Origin of the sequence: Vibrio qinghaiensis (genome assembly GCF_002257545.1) — a bacterium.
Classification (GTDB): Bacteria; Pseudomonadota; Gammaproteobacteria; order Enterobacterales; family Vibrionaceae; genus Vibrio; species Vibrio ordalii.
Genome location: NZ_CP022741.1, coordinates 1,303,981 through 1,319,649, shown reverse-complemented (window position 1 = coordinate 1,319,649; position 15,669 = coordinate 1,303,981). Strand labels below are relative to the sequence as shown.

At 44.9% G+C, this 15,669-nt stretch carries 12 protein-coding genes; 8 read left to right on the top strand and 4 right to left on the bottom strand.

Translation table 11 applies throughout. The features are described 5' to 3' along the window. Window positions 1–4: 4 nt before the first annotated feature. The 6 genes from CCZ37_RS06075 (at window position 5) to CCZ37_RS06045 (ending at window position 5,674) form a co-directional block, all read left to right on the top strand. Window positions 5–1,531 carry a tripartite tricarboxylate transporter permease gene (locus CCZ37_RS06075; RefSeq protein ID WP_094500027.1) on the top strand — a complete coding sequence of 509 codons (1,527 nt, stop codon included), beginning with the start codon at window positions 5–7 and terminating at the stop codon, window positions 1,529–1,531. A 140-nt stretch (window positions 1,532–1,671) separates the two neighbouring features. Next, window positions 1,672–2,373, top strand: coding sequence for a response regulator (locus CCZ37_RS06070; RefSeq protein ID WP_094500026.1), 702 nt, complete (start codon window positions 1,672–1,674; stop codon window positions 2,371–2,373). Between the two features lie 27 nt (window positions 2,374–2,400). Continuing rightward, complete coding sequence (locus CCZ37_RS06065; protein WP_094500025.1) at window positions 2,401–3,702, top strand: ATP-binding protein; 1,302 nt, start codon at window positions 2,401–2,403, stop codon at window positions 3,700–3,702. Between the two features lie 142 nt (window positions 3,703–3,844). Continuing rightward, entirely contained in the window at window positions 3,845–4,213 is a 369-nt protein-coding gene (locus CCZ37_RS06060; protein ID WP_010318355.1) for a diacylglycerol kinase, read from the top strand. Window positions 4,214–4,576: 363 nt separating this feature from the next. Then, entirely contained in the window at window positions 4,577–4,873 is a 297-nt protein-coding gene (locus CCZ37_RS06050) for a PTS fructose transporter subunit IIB (RefSeq protein WP_017042461.1), read from the top strand. Window positions 4,874–4,879: 6 nt separating this feature from the next. Next, a complete protein-coding gene (locus tag CCZ37_RS06045) occupies window positions 4,880–5,674 on the top strand; it encodes a PTS sugar transporter subunit IIA (protein WP_094500024.1) in 795 nt (264 codons plus the stop codon). 2 nt (window positions 5,675–5,676) lie between these two features. Here the strand turns inward: CCZ37_RS06045 and CCZ37_RS06040 are convergent, their stop codons facing one another. Next, entirely contained in the window at window positions 5,677–6,579 is a 903-nt protein-coding gene (locus tag CCZ37_RS06040; protein WP_208613933.1) for a helix-turn-helix transcriptional regulator, read from the bottom strand. Between the two features lie 326 nt (window positions 6,580–6,905). On the opposite strand from CCZ37_RS06040, the gene CCZ37_RS06035 reads away from it, so the two are divergent. Both CCZ37_RS06035 and manA read left to right on the top strand, forming a co-directional pair. After that, a complete protein-coding gene (locus CCZ37_RS06035; RefSeq protein ID WP_094500023.1) occupies window positions 6,906–8,804 on the top strand; it encodes a PTS fructose transporter subunit IIABC in 1,899 nt (632 codons plus the stop codon). Between the two features lie 279 nt (window positions 8,805–9,083). Continuing rightward, window positions 9,084–10,280, top strand: coding sequence for a mannose-6-phosphate isomerase, class I (manA, locus tag CCZ37_RS06030; protein WP_208613932.1), 1,197 nt, complete (start codon window positions 9,084–9,086; stop codon window positions 10,278–10,280). 95 nt (window positions 10,281–10,375) lie between these two features. Here manA and CCZ37_RS19015 read toward each other — a convergent pair whose 3' ends face one another. From CCZ37_RS19015 to gyrA, 3 genes are all read right to left on the bottom strand, one after another. Further along, complete coding sequence (locus tag CCZ37_RS19015) at window positions 10,376–10,552, bottom strand: hypothetical protein (protein ID WP_013856974.1); 177 nt, start codon at window positions 10,550–10,552, stop codon at window positions 10,376–10,378. Between the two features lie 125 nt (window positions 10,553–10,677). Beyond that, window positions 10,678–12,324, bottom strand: coding sequence for a methyl-accepting chemotaxis protein (locus CCZ37_RS06020; protein WP_094500021.1), 1,647 nt, complete (start codon window positions 12,322–12,324; stop codon window positions 10,678–10,680). A 357-nt stretch (window positions 12,325–12,681) separates the two neighbouring features. After that, entirely contained in the window at window positions 12,682–15,405 is a 2,724-nt protein-coding gene (gene gyrA, locus CCZ37_RS06015) for a DNA topoisomerase (ATP-hydrolyzing) subunit A (RefSeq protein ID WP_094500020.1), read from the bottom strand. Window positions 15,406–15,669 lie beyond the last annotated feature (264 nt).

The following is a 15,669-nucleotide window of genomic DNA, read 5'->3' as shown; positions in this document are numbered from 1 at the left end:
GATTATGTTAGATGGAATTTTACAAGGGCTTTCTACCGCCATGATGCCGATGAACATCTTCATGGTGATTGTGGGCTGTTTCGTTGGTACTTTTATCGGCATGTTACCCGGGCTTGGCCCTATTTCGGCCATCGCGTTAATGATCCCGATCACCTATGGCCTTGAGCCATCTTCAGGTTTGATTTTAATGGCCGGCGTTTATTACGGCGCTATTTTTGGCGGCTCCACTTCCTCCATTTTGATTAATGCTCCCGGATGCTCGGCAACCGTGGTCACCGCGTTTGATGGCTACCCCATGGCGCAAAAAGGCCAAGCTGGTAAAGCCTTAGCCATCGCTGCTTACGCCTCTTTTACCGGCGGAACCTTGTCAGCGATTATGCTGTTGGTCGCAGCGCCTGCACTGGCCAGCGTGTCACTGAGTTTTCAATCCTCTGACTATTTTGCATTGATGCTACTCGGTCTATCGGCGGTCGCCGCCTTTGCTGGAAAAGGACAAATTCTTAAAGCATGGATGATGGTTGTTCTTGGCTTGATGCTCTCTACCGTTGGTATTGATAAAGGCGTAGGCGTGGAACGTTTTACCTTTGGCTTAACTGATTTAATGGACGGTTTTAGCTTCCTCTTGCTAGCGATGGCGACATTCGCATTAGGCGAGACATTAATGGGAATTTTAAAACCCGATAGTGATACGCGCTCTGATGAACAAAATAAACTCAGTAATTTAGGCAGTATGAAAATCACCAAGGCAGAATTTAAAGAAGCGGCTCCTGTTTCAATTCGTGCTTCTATTTTAGGTTTTTTCACCGGCGTATTACCCGGCGCGGGCGCAACCATCGCCGCGTTTTTGAGTTATGGTATGGAGCGCAGCTTAGCGCCCAAAGATAAAAAAGAAGAGTTCGGTAAAGGGTCTTTGCGTGGGCTTGTTGCGCCAGAGTCAGCCAATAACGCCGCCTCTAGCGGATCTTTTGTTCCGCTGTTGACACTCGGCATTCCCGGCTCTGGCACCACAGCGATCATGCTTGGAGCCCTGCTCTCTTACGGCATCCAACCTGGCCCTCGTTTATTTGTTGATCACCCCGATGTATTTTGGTCTGTCATCATCTCAATGTATCTCGGTAACATTGTACTTATCATCCTTAATTTGCCGCTTATTCCTTATATTTCAAGGCTATTGGCAGTACCCAGAACCGTATTGCTGCCGATGATTTTGTTCTTCTCAATCACCGGTGTTTATTTGGTTTCGTTTAACACTATGGATGTCTACGTGATGCTGCTTGTCGCGATGGGAGCCATTGCTCTGCGGTTAGCCAACTTCCCACTGGCACCGCTGCTGCTTGGCTTTATTTTGGGTGGATTAATGGAAGAGAACCTTCGCCGCGCGTTGATGATCAGCGATGGGGAGTTAAGCTTCTTGTGGGAACGTCCGATCACTTTTGTGTTTACCGTACTTGCAGTAGTGATGTTGACTAGCCCACTGATAGTGATGCTGGCGAAAAAACTTCGCTCCTCACCAACCAAAGTCGTTGAATAACGAGCAATTTGACCACACAATGCTCATCCAACCATACAAAGACCTAGCGAAAATGCTGGGTCTTTGCTTTACTATGCACTTCAAATTTTTCCAATGTCAGCGATTGTCATGTCGTTCATCGTATCTATCTAGGAGTCCCTATGGCTGATCAACACTCTTTAATCATTGTTGAAGATGATTTAAAACTAAGAGAAATGTTAACAGAATACTTTGAAAGTCAAGACATTAGCGTCATTGCCCTTGCTGACGGTGCCAAAGCAAGCGAAGTTATTTTAGAACAACAACCAGACATCGTATTACTCGATTTAATGTTGCCCGGTGAAGATGGGCTGACAATTTGTAGACAGATCCGCCCTACCTACAACGGTAAGATATTGATGCTAACTGCCAGTGACGATGATTTTGATCATGTTGCCGCATTGGAAATTGGTGCCGACGATTTTGTGACTAAGCCGATTAAACCACGCGTCTTGCTTGCAAGAATGCGCATGCTATTGCGCAGAGTCGACAACGAGCCAATTCAAACCGCGAAAACCGTACTTGAATTTGGGGCCTTGTCTCTCAATCAATCGCGACATCTGTGTGAACTGAATGGTGAGGCCGTGGCGATGACCGACAGCGAATTCGATTTGCTGTGGCTACTGGCATCAACACCAGATCAAGTCCTATCACGCGATATATTAACCAAAGCATTACGTGGGATTGAATACGATGGACTTGACAGAACCGTCGATAACAAGATTGTCATTTTGCGCAAAAAACTTGGCGATGATTCTTCCACACCGAAACGCATTATTACGGTTCGAGGGAAAGGATACCTTTTTGTACCAGACACGTGGTAATGACCACGTCTTTTAGAAGAAACCTGTATGCGTCGTATCTATATTGAATCTTTTGTTGGTTTATTGCTCTTTTTTCTAGCGACACTTATTACCATCGAATTGGTCGTGTACCAACTTGGTACTGATTACGATTATGTACTTGAAGATTATCAAGCCGAAGCATTTCATGACTTGGTCACACATATTTATCAGCGTGAAGGTGAAGTCAGCACCTTAAATGTATTAAAAGAGTATGCCGATAAAACACGTCAAATTATGGGTGCACATACAGAAAAGACATTACCCTCAGATATTCGATCGTTTTTTTTTACCACTGCACCTAACGCACACACCTACTACGATAATGACCGTTTTTTATGGCTACGCCTCACACCTACATCACCAATTTACAGCTTTAAACCCGATGAAGAATCGTCACTGAGACAAGCTATTTTCTTTGCAGATAATCTCTCACTTTTTCTGCTTGTTGTCGGTTTTGCACTGTACTGTGTGTTACTGATCTGGTTCATCAGTCGGCGACTACGCGAATTGGAAAAAGTGACCTTAGCCTTTGCCGCAGGTGACCTAACCGTTCGAGCCTCTATCAAAAGTAGCAATAGCGTTGGCTCGTTAAACAAAAGCTTTAACTACATGGCGAGTAAAATTTCCGCCTTGGTGCTCAGCAATAAAGCGCTGAGTAATGCAGTAGCTCATGAGCTACGCACCCCCATCTTTCGGATCCAATGGCAAGCAGAAATGTTGGCCGATGAATCTCTGACACCCAAACAAGCGGCGAAAGTCGCCAGTATCATCGAAGATACCGAAGAGATGGAAACCATGGTCGATGAACTGCTTTACTACGCTAAAGTTGAAAGGCCAGAAAATGAACTCAATATGCAGACAATTCAGCTCAATTACTGGCTTGAATCGGTCCTAGATAAATGGCGCAGTAACAGTGTAATAGATATAAAACTACTGCCATTAGCAAAAGAAGCCAGCTTGCAAGCCGATCCATACCTTCTCAAAAGAGTTCTCGATAATTTATTAGGCAATGCTCAAAAATACGCAAAAGGGAAGATCATCGTTGAAGCCTCAGTGAACAACGCAGGCCAAGCAGTGCAAATTGATATCCATGATGATGGCGAAGGTATAGATTCTGAGCACTGGCCCTTCATTTTTGATGCTTTTTACAGCGCCGACTTCTCACGTGGTGAGCGACAATCAGGCTTCGGATTAGGATTAGCTATCGTTAAACAGATCGTTTTGCGCCATAACGGCCAAGTATCGGTGGCTAAAAGTGTGCTCGGGGGCGCTTGCTTTACTCTTGTACTACCCGTAGCGGGCGTTTAAAATCCTGCACTTAAGAGAATCGGTTAACCGACTTCACTGATTCTCTTTTTTAACGTGAGGGTCAAGGTGAAGCGATTTTACTTCTACACGTAATTCACTCATGCCCATTATCATAGTCATTCACTATTAGGTTGTTCATCTTATGAAACCAGGTCGTACCGGTATAAAGCGTCTGTTTTATGCCACAGGTTATTCAATACAAGGGCTGAAAGCCGCGTGGCGAAATGAAGCGGCTATTCGACAAGAAATTATCACTTCAATTTTGTTGATTACCATTACTTTCTTTTTGCCTGTCACTAAAGTTGAGCAAATCATGATGATTGGTTGCTTAGTCTTAGTGGTGATCGTTGAGTTGATGAATTCCGCCGTGGAAGCCGTGGTTGATCGCGTCGGTAGCGAATGGCACGAACTCAGTGGCCGCGCCAAAGACATAGGTTCGGCTGCCGTACTTATCGCATTGCTATTTTCAGCATTTACCTGGATCTTCATCCTGTCGCCTTATTACTTTTAGCGCACTATCTGACTACAAGATTGAACCGACATCGCCTCTACTACCTCTCTTTTGATAGTAAATCTACTGTGTTCAATTCAGATGATTTGACGCCATTGGGTTTGAAGCACGCATACGCCGCTTGACCACAAACACGACGAATTTTTTGGGTCTTGCTATTTTCTTCTCCTAATCATTTAAAAACAGTTTGGTGAACTGATGAACATTCAGCATCCCATACAACATTGACAGTGCAAAGTTTATGTGCAAAGCCGAGTAGCCTGAGTGCTACAGTCATTAGGGTACTGGCTTAGCGTAAACTTCGGTTGAGTCACGCTTTCATCCTCCTTATACTCACTCATCATTTCTTTATTATCTTTCGTTATGAAAATTATCGCAGTAACCGCTTGTCCAACAGGCATCGCGCACACCTATATGGCCGCAGACGCACTCAAAAAAGAAGCGAATAAGCGTAATATCTCAATTAAAGTCGAAACCCAAGGCGCAATGGGTGTCGAGAACCCACTGACGGTGGCAGATATTGTCAACGCGGATCTGATCCTCATCGCTTCAGATATCGACATTGAACAGCGTGAACGTTTTGTTGGTTGTAAAACGGTTCAGGTGTCCATTGAAGAGGTGTTGACGAACGTGCAATCTGTTTTAGATCGTTATTTGTAACCGCCGATGATCACAACGCGCATCACCTTTGTTTTAAAAGCAGGCGGTCTGGTCAGCTGGCAATTAAATGAATTGAAAGATCTCAACCGCCATTTTCGCTCGGTGGTGGTGCTGTTTAACATCACGCGTGACAACAAGGCAATGCTCAACCATACACTGCAAGTGCTAAGCCTTGGTTCAAACCCGGGAGATGTATGCCAAATTGCCATTGAAGGGCTCGACGCCGAGTTGGCCTGCATGGTGATGACAGAGTATCTGCGCGAGCACACACTGCTTATTTCAACATCGCACAAGCAAAATGCCAAAGCGGAATTGGCGTTTGCCACCCACTCTGCTTTTCAACTGCCCTTTTCGCTACAGTGGCATTACGCCACATTAGGCCCAGTGGTTAGCAAATCAGAGGCACTCGACACGATTGCTAAGCAGATCATGCCCACGCATTGTCATGATATTTTGCATGCGCTGGAAAAAAGGGAAGCCATCTCTCCGACCATTATTGGCCATGGAATAGCGCTACCCCATATCATTCACGCACGAATTGCCCAGCCAACACTGGCGGTTCACTGGTTAGCAAACCCGCTATCATGGTCAGAAAAATCCGGCGATGTGTCGCTGATCATCACCTTATTACTGCCGACATCAGCGCCGCGAACCGTGATTAAACCGGTCACGCAGTTAACTCGTTGGTTGCTGGAAGAGGAACATCGTCAATGGCTACTTACGGCAAAAAGAGAAGAAACCCTTAAAGCCATTTTGCTGCACGTGATGGCTAAGCCGTGCGACCCAATACAAAATGAATAGCTTTATTGCGACAGAGTTCGATATTCAGATGGAGTCATACCCGCTTTGCTTTTAAATACGCGGAAAAAATAATTCACATCTTGAAATCCACAGCGCGTGGCCACTTCGGCTAAACGAAAAGTGTATTTCTTCAACATAAATTTTGCCCGTTCAATTCTTACCCAAGTGATGTAATCAGCAAGAGTCATGTGTCCTTGTTGGCGAAACATGCGCGATAAATGGTTGGCAGAGATATTAAACCGCTGTGCGATGCTGTCACGGCAAATATTGCGATGAAAATTTTCTTGGATATAGATGCAGATACCTTGATATAAATCTTCACTGCGCTTTTTAGGAGAAGCGGTCGGTTGATCGAGCATTGTGGCGCTGTAACTCAACAGAGCCAACAACAAATATTCGTCCATTGGGCTTTTCTGAGGCTCACGTGCTAGTGCATTTAGCCCTTCGAGCATGTGATCAATCGCGTGCCCAGTACGCGTTGGGATACTGTGTTTCTGAACATCATAAAAACCACTCTCGCCTTTGTGTTTGCTGACCAAACTAAACCCCATTTGACGACGGCCAAATAGCAAACTCAAGACCGAACAGCTCTCTTGCCAATCGGGTTTATTCCAGCAGTTCGGGGGTATATAAAGCGCATCACCAGATAAGATGTTGACCTTACTAATACCGTGTTCAATCTCTTCGATTTCGTTGCTATACACGCCGCTTAAGACCAATTCTAGACGAGGGAAATTGACTTGGTAACTGAACGCTGGCGGCGTTATTTTGTCCCCAGCAAACCATATTCGATTAAAACTTTCTCGCTCCGAGAGCAGCACTTCAATCACATTTTTAAATACTGGGATCACAAAACTCACCCTATACCCATCAATAAACGAGGCAACTATAATCCAATGCCTCATGAATCACCAACCATTACGCATTCGATAACTCCGCTCGAAAAAGCAAAATAATCAATTTATCCAATTGAATTAAAATATAAAATTAATCATAAATTCAAATTATCACCATAAAACCAAAATAAGAGCCTGATCACGTTTGCAGCCACAGGTTACAATAATCTAGTAAATGCCAGTTTCGTACACTACCACTGTTCACCCGAGGCGCTCACAATATCTCCAACAAAAAGCGCGGTGCGCAATAACAATATCCCCAAACAGTTTGAAGTTTCAGCCAACATGGCTCAGTTCTAAGTGCGAAGGGGATAAAACCATATAGGGGACGAAACATGATCACTCAACTCATTAATGAGAACTTGATCCGGCTTGATTTGAAAGCAACATCAAAAGATGGCGTTTTCTCAGAGCTGGTCGATGTACTGTTAGAACAAGGACGCATCAGCGATAAATCGCAGTTTTTAGCCGATATCTATGCTCGTGAAGAGCTTGGTAACACTGGATTTGAAGATGGTGTCGCGCTGCCTCATGCCAAAAGCTCCGCCGTTATCTCGCCTGCAGTTGTGATAGGCATCAGCAAAAGCGGTATCGAATATGGCGCGGAAGATGGCTTGCCTTCTAAATTATTTTTCATGATAGCCTCGCCTGATGGTGGTTCAAATCATCATATTGAAGTGCTGGCAGAGCTCTCTTCCAAGCTGATTGAAGAAGGGTTCATCCAACGTTTCTTAGACGCCAAAACAGAGCAAGCAGCGCTAGATTTGTTGCTACAAAAAACCGAAAAAACAACCGATGTTGAAGCCAATAAAGGCTTTTTGATTGGCGTAACGGGCTGCCCAGCGGGTGTTGCACACACTTATCTTGCCGCTGAAGCGCTGGAAAAAGGGGCCGCCGCGATGGGTTATCAAATAAAAGTCGAAACCAACGGTTCGATTGGGGTGAAAAATAGCCCAACGGATGAAGAGATCGCTAAAGCTGATGCGATCATCGTGGCTTGCGACAAGCAAGTTGACATGGTGCGCTTTGCGGGTAAAAAACTGATTGAAACTGGCGTTAAAGCACCGATTCGTGATGCAAAAGGGTTGATTGAAAAAGCCCTCAGCGCAGCAAAATATCAAGCCGATGCCAGTACCAAGACTTTAGATGGGAAAGGCAAAGCGGCGCAAGCTCGCTCCGATTTATACCGCTATTTGATGAATGGTGTATCGCATATGATCCCATTCGTTGTTACTGGCGGCTTGTTGATTGCTTTAGCACTCGCTATTGGCGGCGAGCCAACCGAAGCGGGCATGGCCATTCCTGACGGCAGTATGTGGAACCAAGTGCTGAACGTCGGTGTGGTTGCTTTTACATTGATGATCCCCATTCTTGCGGGTTACATCGCGTATGCGATCGCCGATCGCCCAGCTCTGACTCCTGGCTTAATTGGTGGTTGGATCGCTAACAACGGGTCATTCTACGGCGCAGATGCCGGTACAGGTTTTATCGGTGCCATTATTGCTGGCCTTTTAGTCGGTTATTTCATCAAATGGTTAACAAGCATCCATTTTCACAAGTTTATTCAACCACTTGTGCCAATCATGATTGCACCCATCGCAGGCTCACTCTTTATCTCTGGGCTCTTTATTTTTGTTATCGGCGCGCCGATTGCAAGCTTGATGGATGGCTTAACCGCACTACTTACTAGCATGAGCTCAGGTAACGTGATACTGCTCGGTATTGTGCTCGGCGGCATGGCTGGCTTTGATATGGGTGGTCCATTTAACAAAGTGGCATTCCTCTTCTCTGTTGGTATGATTGCCAGCGGTCAAACTCAATTTATGGGTGCAATGGCGTGTGCCATTCCAGTCGCGCCACTCGGTATGGCTTTAGCAACCGTTCTGGGCCGTAAACTGAACTTGTTTGAAGCCTCTGAAATTGAAGCAGGGAAAGCTTCCGGTGCAATGGGCTTGGTTGGTATCTCTGAAGGGGCTATTCCATTTGCCGCGCAAGATCCGATGTCAGTCATTCCAGCAAACATCTTGGGGTCGATGGTTGCAGCGGTTATGGCGTTCACTTTTGGCATTACAAACAGTGTTGCCCACGGCGGTCCTGTAGTAGCATTGCTTGGTGCCATGAATAAGCCTTTGCTAGCTTTGCTTTGTATGGCAACCGGTGCTGTAGTGACAGGTGTTGTTTGTATCACTCTGAAAAAAATGCGCCAAGCGAAATTACAACAAGCAACGGCTTAATGATCAGGCACTCTCCCCCGAGAGTGCTTGATGTCCATCAACGCTGAGCTTCTGACTTTATGTTGTACTCCCGCTTTAATTCGGGAGTTTTTTATTTCGCTTACTCGATACCCTTCCCACTTGAAGCTGCAGCGGTGTTGGCTACGTTCGCTCACCCCAATCACATAGTTTATCTATGCTCATGGGGATGAACTTACTTGCCGCCTACCTGCAACTTCAAGTTGTTTGGGTATATGTACTGCTGATTTGTTTTTATTTTGATTTTTTGTGAGATGTACTATGACCAATAACAAACGACCTTTCTTTTTGATGGACAATGTCATCCAAAACTATGCGTGGGGAAGCACGACTTCGATTCAGCACTTGTTTGATATTGCTAACCCAACCAAGGCTCCACAAGCAGAAATTTGGATGGGAGCACACCCAAATGGATGCTCACAAATTCATGTGAATGGCGAACCTGTTTCGTTGCTTGAGATGATCAACCAAGATAAAACCGCGTTTCTTTCTGCGGCTACCGCGGCAACCTTTGGTGAGTTACCTTATCTTTTCAAAGTACTTGCCGCAGCGAACGCCCTTTCGATTCAAGTTCACCCAAGTAAGCAAGAAGCGGAAATTGGCTTTGAGAAAGAAAACCAAGCGGGGATCCCACTCAACGCCGGACATCGCAACTATAAAGATCCTAACCACAAGCCGGAATTGGTTTACGCCCTTACCCCTTATCAAGCGATGAATGGGTTTCGCCCAATCGCAGAGATTGTTAAACATTTTCAAACGCTGAATATCAATGCAATTTCAACGCTGGTCGATGCTTTTGCACACAACCCAACATCACAAGGTTTAAAAACCTTTTTTAGTGCATTGCTATCATTAACTGGCGAGAAAAAAGAACATGCGGTGCATTCATTATTAGCGTATGCCCATCATCATTCAGATGATGATCTTTTTGAGCTCATTTTAGAGCTGGCACAACAGTACCCCGGTGATATCGGTCTATTTTCTCCATTAATGCTCAATGTACTCACTTTAGCTCCGGGTGAGGCCATGTTTTTAGACGCCAGAACGCCACATGCTTACTTGAAAGGTACTGGGCTTGAGATCATGGCCAATTCAGACAACGTGTTGCGCGCTGGCCTAACACCCAAACACATGGATATTGAAGAGCTCGCATCATGCACGCTATTTGAAGAAAAACCCGCTTCAAGCCTGTTATTGAAACCTATCGAAGAAAATGGAGCATTATTGTTCCCTGTCCCAGTCCGCGATTTTAAGTTTGCGATTTACCTCAATGCCGCGCAAGTTAACGTGAAAATCAACAGTGCCGAAATTATCTTTGCCATTGATGCTGATGCGACCTTAACCCATGACAATGGTGAGTCTCTAACCGTGAAAAAAGGTCACTCAATCTTCATCCCCGCATACGCTGAACATTATCAACTGTCATCACTTGGACGTGTCGCACGCGCGTATAATTAACAGCCGACGTGATAAACAAAAAAAGCCAGCATCTGTTCTGCTGGCTTTTTATTTGGGATTATTACGAAAATTTGCGCTAATCAATTTGTGGGCAGTTAGATATTCTGCGACTGCTTCCAAACCGCCAGTTCAACCCACATTTGTGCTAGCTGTTGCAACTCTTCTTCTGTGAGCAGTGCTAAGGTCGTTTGAGATTCAGATGTCGGACCGTCTTTGAGAGAGCGAATCTGCGCATAAAAATCCTTCTTTAATTGCGATATCACAGGGTCCACAACCGATTCCTATAAAAATACTAAAATTCTCAAAAATAATACCATTTTTCATAGACATGTCTTATGCCGTGTTAAGTTATGGAATAGTTATCACATTTCTAGTATCTAAGCCTAAAGTATCAAAATTACAATTTAAAATTATTCACTAGGTTATCGAGTTGCTTGGAAACTTTTTTCAAATGTTCACTACTGGCAGTAAGCTCCTCAGCCACTGTTGTTGTTTCCATGGTGAGATGATTGATATCTTCAACGGTGCGATTGATCTCACTAACCACACTTGATTGTTCTTCCGTTGCCGTCGCGACTTGAATATTTTGATCGCTAATATTCTCTATATAAACGCAGATCTGTTTTAGCGAGCTATTGGCATTTTCAGCTTGTTCAACCACCAACAACCCCTGCTCGCGCCCTTGAGACATCGCCCCAACCGCCCGTTTCGATTCTTCTTGTAAGTTATTAATGACTCTTTGAATTTCTTCAGTTGATGCAGCAGAACGGCTTGCTAAATTTCGCACCTCATCAGCAACGACCGCAAAACCTCGACCTTGCTCTCCCGCTCGCGCCGCCTCAATCGCTGCGTTCAATGCAAGTAAGTTCGTTTGCTCGGAAATGCTACGAATAGTCTCAAGTATCGAGCTGATGTTAACCACTTGACCAGCCAAAGAGCCTACGACTTGTGCAGCTTGCTCTAATTCAGTGATCAAATCTGCAATTTGCACTTGTGCTTTCTCTACTACAGTGGTGCCATTTTCCGCCTGATGAGTGGCCTGTTTCGCAACGTCGGCAGCTTGAGCTGCGTTGTTTGCAATTTCGCCCACCGTTGCACCTAGCTCGTGAATAGCAGTGGCCACTTGGACTGTTCTATCACGCTGCGAAGTGCAGTTGTTTTTGGTTAATAGTGCCCGTGCTGAAACTTGGTTAGCCGTATTCGCTAATTCATAAGAACTCGAAGCCACTTGCTTGATCGCTACATGTACTTTCTCAATGAAGTCGTTAAAACTGTCGCTAATTTTCGATAACTCATCTTGACCACCTAAATCGATGCGAGCATCTAGCGCCATATGTTCAGCCGCCAAAGCAATCGATTTTTGTAGGCTGGCCACTCGCGTTTTTAGGCCGATAACAATAAAGAATGAAGTGACAAACGAAATTAGCACACCAATACCAATAATGATAAACATGTGATTTTGCCCTTGGGCATAACTCTTTTGGCTATTGATGTTCTGCTGTTTGGCCTGCTCTAGTAGCGAATCGAGGATCACATTGGCTTTTTTACGCAGTTCACCATAGGTAAGCGCGTATTGATCTCGGTATATGTTGCGCGCCGTATCTAGATCGCCCTTTTCAAATGCCGCCAACATAGGATTAAGTTGAGTACTGACCATTTTTTCAAAGTCAGTCAGTAGCTGCTGAACTTGTTTACGCTGTTCTGGATCCACTTGTGACTGAACCGCGTGCTCGACAGACTGCCTCATTTCAGGAATATCTTCGGCACGAGTCTCTTTCACGCGTGTGAGCACACCCTTTTTATCTCTTAACGACGTCTCTTGAAGTAACATCATATCGATACCAACTCGCATACGGGGAATTCGAGAGGCAACTTCAGCCATTGAACGCATTGGCGCGGCTGTATTGAGATAGAGCTGCTCTGCCTGTCGTTGAATCGTTGACATGCTATTGAAGCTCGCCATTCCAACAATAATCAACGCAACGCAAGGTAATAACACCGCAAAAATTAATCGCGATTGCAAGGTAAACCGATTAGCAAACATCTTTTATATCCTTTTTAGTTGTAGCGCTATTATGTTATGGAGACAAATCTTAACCAATGAATGGTTTCTTATTTATTAAAAAGTTATCTTTTCTAGAACGTTTTAAATTAAATTAATGACTTTTATGACGTTAACTCAATCACTGAGTATAGGCAATTTTAGGTTGAATGGGAGAGGTGAAGTAGGCCGTATTTGTGGCACAGATGACCTTTTCAAAAAGACCACCACGATTTCAACGCTGAATGAAAATCCTTCACTTGTCAGATGGGCTGCTCGCTAGAAGTAAAAAGCCGAAGCAATCAATGCTCCGGCTTTTATTCTTTATCAGCTTAGAATAAAGGTGGATATGTGAAACGATTACTCGTCTTCAGCATCGCTGCTCGGTTCAGAGTCAGTCTCTTCTGCGTCACTTTGTACTTCTAAAATTGCAACGCTCGCTTCACCTTCTGGCAATTCCTCACCTTCTGGTAACTCAACATCTTCAATTTCTTCAATACGTTGTAAACCTACGACGTTTTCATCTTCAGCGGTGCGAATCAAGGTCACACCTTGAGTATTGCGTCCCACTTGGCTCACTTCCGCGACGCGAGTACGAACGAGCGTACCGGCATCGGTGATCATCATGAACTCATCGCCTTCTTCAGTTTGCACTGCGCCGACAACTTGACCATTACGCTCAGACACCTTGATTGAAACAACGCCTTGAGTTGCACGACCTTTAGTTGGATATTCCCCTAAGGTTGTACGTTTACCATAGCCGTTTTGTGTCACTGTTAAGATGTCGCCGTCATTTGAAGGAACAATCAGCGATACCACTTGGTCGCCTTCTGCTAGCTTCATACCACGAACACCGGACGCGGTGCGTCCCATGGCGCGAACACCTTTGAACTTAATTTCTGGCTGGCCATGTTCATCAAGAACAGGCTGACCATTTTCATCCAATACTGGCGTTTCTTCTGATTCTTTAAAGCGAACCACTTTACCAAATTTAGAAAACAGCATAATTTCACTGTTGCCATCGGTAATGTCCACACCAATCAAAGAGTCATCTTCACGCAAGTTAACCGCGATCAAACCGTTAGAACGCACGTTGGCAAAGCTTGAAAGTGATGTTTTCTTCACTGTACCGTCACCGGTCGCCATAAAGATAAACTTATCATCACTAAACTCAGTGACTGGCAAAATCGCAGTAATACGTTCCCCTTCTTCCAGAGGAAGAATATTAACGATAGGTTTACCACGCGCTGTACGGCTCGCTAGCGGTAATTGATAGACTTTCAAACGGTATGTCTTACCACGAGTCGAGAAGCAAAGAATGTGGTCATGAGTATTCGCCACAAGAAGACGCTCAATGTAGTCTTCTTCTTTCATCTTCGTCGCGCTCTTACCTTTACCACCACGGCGTTGTGCTTCGTAATCGCTGAGGATCTGGTATTTCACATAACCTGCATGAGAAAGTGTAACGACCACATCTTCACGAGCAATCAGCTCTTCCATGTCGATATCATGAGTTGCCGCGGTAATTTCAGTGCGTCGTGCGTCACCAAAAGCATCACGAACGGTTTCAAGCTCTTCGCGGATCACTTCCATCAAACGTTCAGTGCTGGCAAGGATATGCATCAGTTCAGCGATTTCTTCCAGAAGAGCTTTGTACTCATCAAGAATTTTTTCGTGCTCTAAACCTGTCAATCTGTGCAGACGAAGCTCAAGAATTGCTTGGGCTTGTTGCTCAGTTAAGAAATATTTGCCATCACGGATACCGTATTCTGGTTCAAGCCATTCAGGACGAGCGGCATCGGTTCCAGCACGTTCAAGCATTGACGCTACGTTGCCAAGATCCCAACCACGAGCAATCAAGCCTTCTTTTGCTTCTGCTGGCGTTGCCGCGCGGCGAATCAATTCGATGATTTCATCAATGTTGGCTAACGCGAGAGCCAGTGCTTCTAGAATATGGGCACGATCACGAGCTTTACGCAGTTCAAAAATAGTACGACGCGTCACCACTTCGCGGCGGTGATCAACAAAGCATTTCAACATTTCTTTCAAGTTGAATAGCTTAGGTTGACCATTATCCAGCGCAACCATGTTGATGCCGAATGTCGTTTGTAACTGTGTTTGAGCGTAAAGGTTGTTCAGAACCACTTCGCCAACCGCATCACGTTTACATTCGATAACAATACGCATGCCGTCTTTATCAGACTCATCACGCAGTGCACTGATGCCTTCGACTTTTTTCTCTTTAACCAATTCAGCAATTTTTTCAATCAAGCGTGCTTTGTTCACTTGATAAGGGATTTCTCTGACGATAATGGTCTCTTTACCATTCTTCTCGACTTCGATATCCGCTTTAGAGCGCATGTAGACTTTACCGCGCCCTGTTTTATAAGCGTCGATAATGCCTTTGCGGCCACTGATTAATGCTGCCGTTGGGAAATCTGGGCCCGGAATGTAGTCCATCAACTCATCAATGGTGATGTCTTCATTATTTATATAGGCCAAGCAACCATCAACCACTTCCGTTAGGTTATGAGGTGGAATGTTGGTTGCCATACCGACGGCAATACCGGAAGCACCATTCACCAGTAGGTTAGGAATTTTGGTAGGAAGAACCGCAGGGATCTGTTCTGTACCGTCATAGTTCGGTACATAATCGACCGTTTCTTTGTCGAGATCGGCAAGCAGTTCGTGGGCAATTTTTGACATGCGTACTTCGGTGTAACGCATTGCTGCCGCAGAGTCACCGTCGATCGAGCCAAAGTTACCTTGGCCATCGACCAACATGTAACGCAATGAGAACGGCTGCGCCATACGAACAATCGTATCGTATACAGCACTATCACCATGCGGGTGATATTTACCAATCACATCGCCCACAACACGGGCAGATTTTTTATATGGTTTATTCCAATCGTTACCAAGCACATTCATCGCGAATAGAACGCGACGGTGTACTGGTTTTAGGCCATCACGCACATCTGGAAGAGCACGACCCACGATAACGGACATCGCGTAGTCTAGGTATGAACCTCTTAGCTCATCTTCAATGTTTACGGGCGTGATCTCTCTAGCTAGATCGCTCATAGAGCCATTATCCCTCTATCTTTTGATCGTATATTCGATACGTACAAGGCCGAAAAATATAACACATAATTCACTACTTCGGCATCCCTTTCCCTTTCCTTTTATCAGGTTGTGACCTTTGTTGTGTATCAAGTGCCGAGAAATTGCACATTCATTCCATACTCGGCTGATTAATGGCCACATTTTAGCCAAAAATTAATGAAATAAAGATAAGCTGTAGCCTGTGATAATCAACTGGTTATAATACCCCACACAACTAAAGAT

Excerpts from the sequence above, each read along its gene's own strand:
- CCZ37_RS06065 (WP_094500025.1), top strand. The coding sequence starts at position 2,401 with ATGCGTCGTATCTATATTGAATCTTTTGTTGGTTTATTGCTCTTTTTT.
- CCZ37_RS06040 (WP_208613933.1), bottom strand. The coding sequence starts at position 6,579 with ATGAGGCATTGGATTATAGTTGCCTCGTTTATTGATGGGTATAGGGTG.
- manA (WP_208613932.1), top strand. The coding sequence starts at position 9,084 with ATGACCAATAACAAACGACCTTTCTTTTTGATGGACAATGTCATCCAA.
- CCZ37_RS06070 (WP_094500026.1), top strand. The coding sequence starts at position 1,672 with ATGGCTGATCAACACTCTTTAATCATTGTTGAAGATGATTTAAAACTA.
- gyrA (WP_094500020.1), bottom strand. The coding sequence starts at position 15,405 with ATGAGCGATCTAGCTAGAGAGATCACGCCCGTAAACATTGAAGATGAG.
- CCZ37_RS06020 (WP_094500021.1), bottom strand. The coding sequence starts at position 12,324 with ATGTTTGCTAATCGGTTTACCTTGCAATCGCGATTAATTTTTGCGGTG.
- CCZ37_RS06075 (WP_094500027.1), top strand. The coding sequence starts at position 5 with ATGTTAGATGGAATTTTACAAGGGCTTTCTACCGCCATGATGCCGATG.
- CCZ37_RS06045 (WP_094500024.1), top strand. The coding sequence starts at position 4,880 with ATGATCACAACGCGCATCACCTTTGTTTTAAAAGCAGGCGGTCTGGTC.
- CCZ37_RS06035 (WP_094500023.1), top strand. The coding sequence starts at position 6,906 with ATGATCACTCAACTCATTAATGAGAACTTGATCCGGCTTGATTTGAAA.
- CCZ37_RS06050 (WP_017042461.1), top strand. The coding sequence starts at position 4,577 with ATGAAAATTATCGCAGTAACCGCTTGTCCAACAGGCATCGCGCACACC.
- CCZ37_RS06060 (WP_010318355.1), top strand. The coding sequence starts at position 3,845 with ATGAAACCAGGTCGTACCGGTATAAAGCGTCTGTTTTATGCCACAGGT.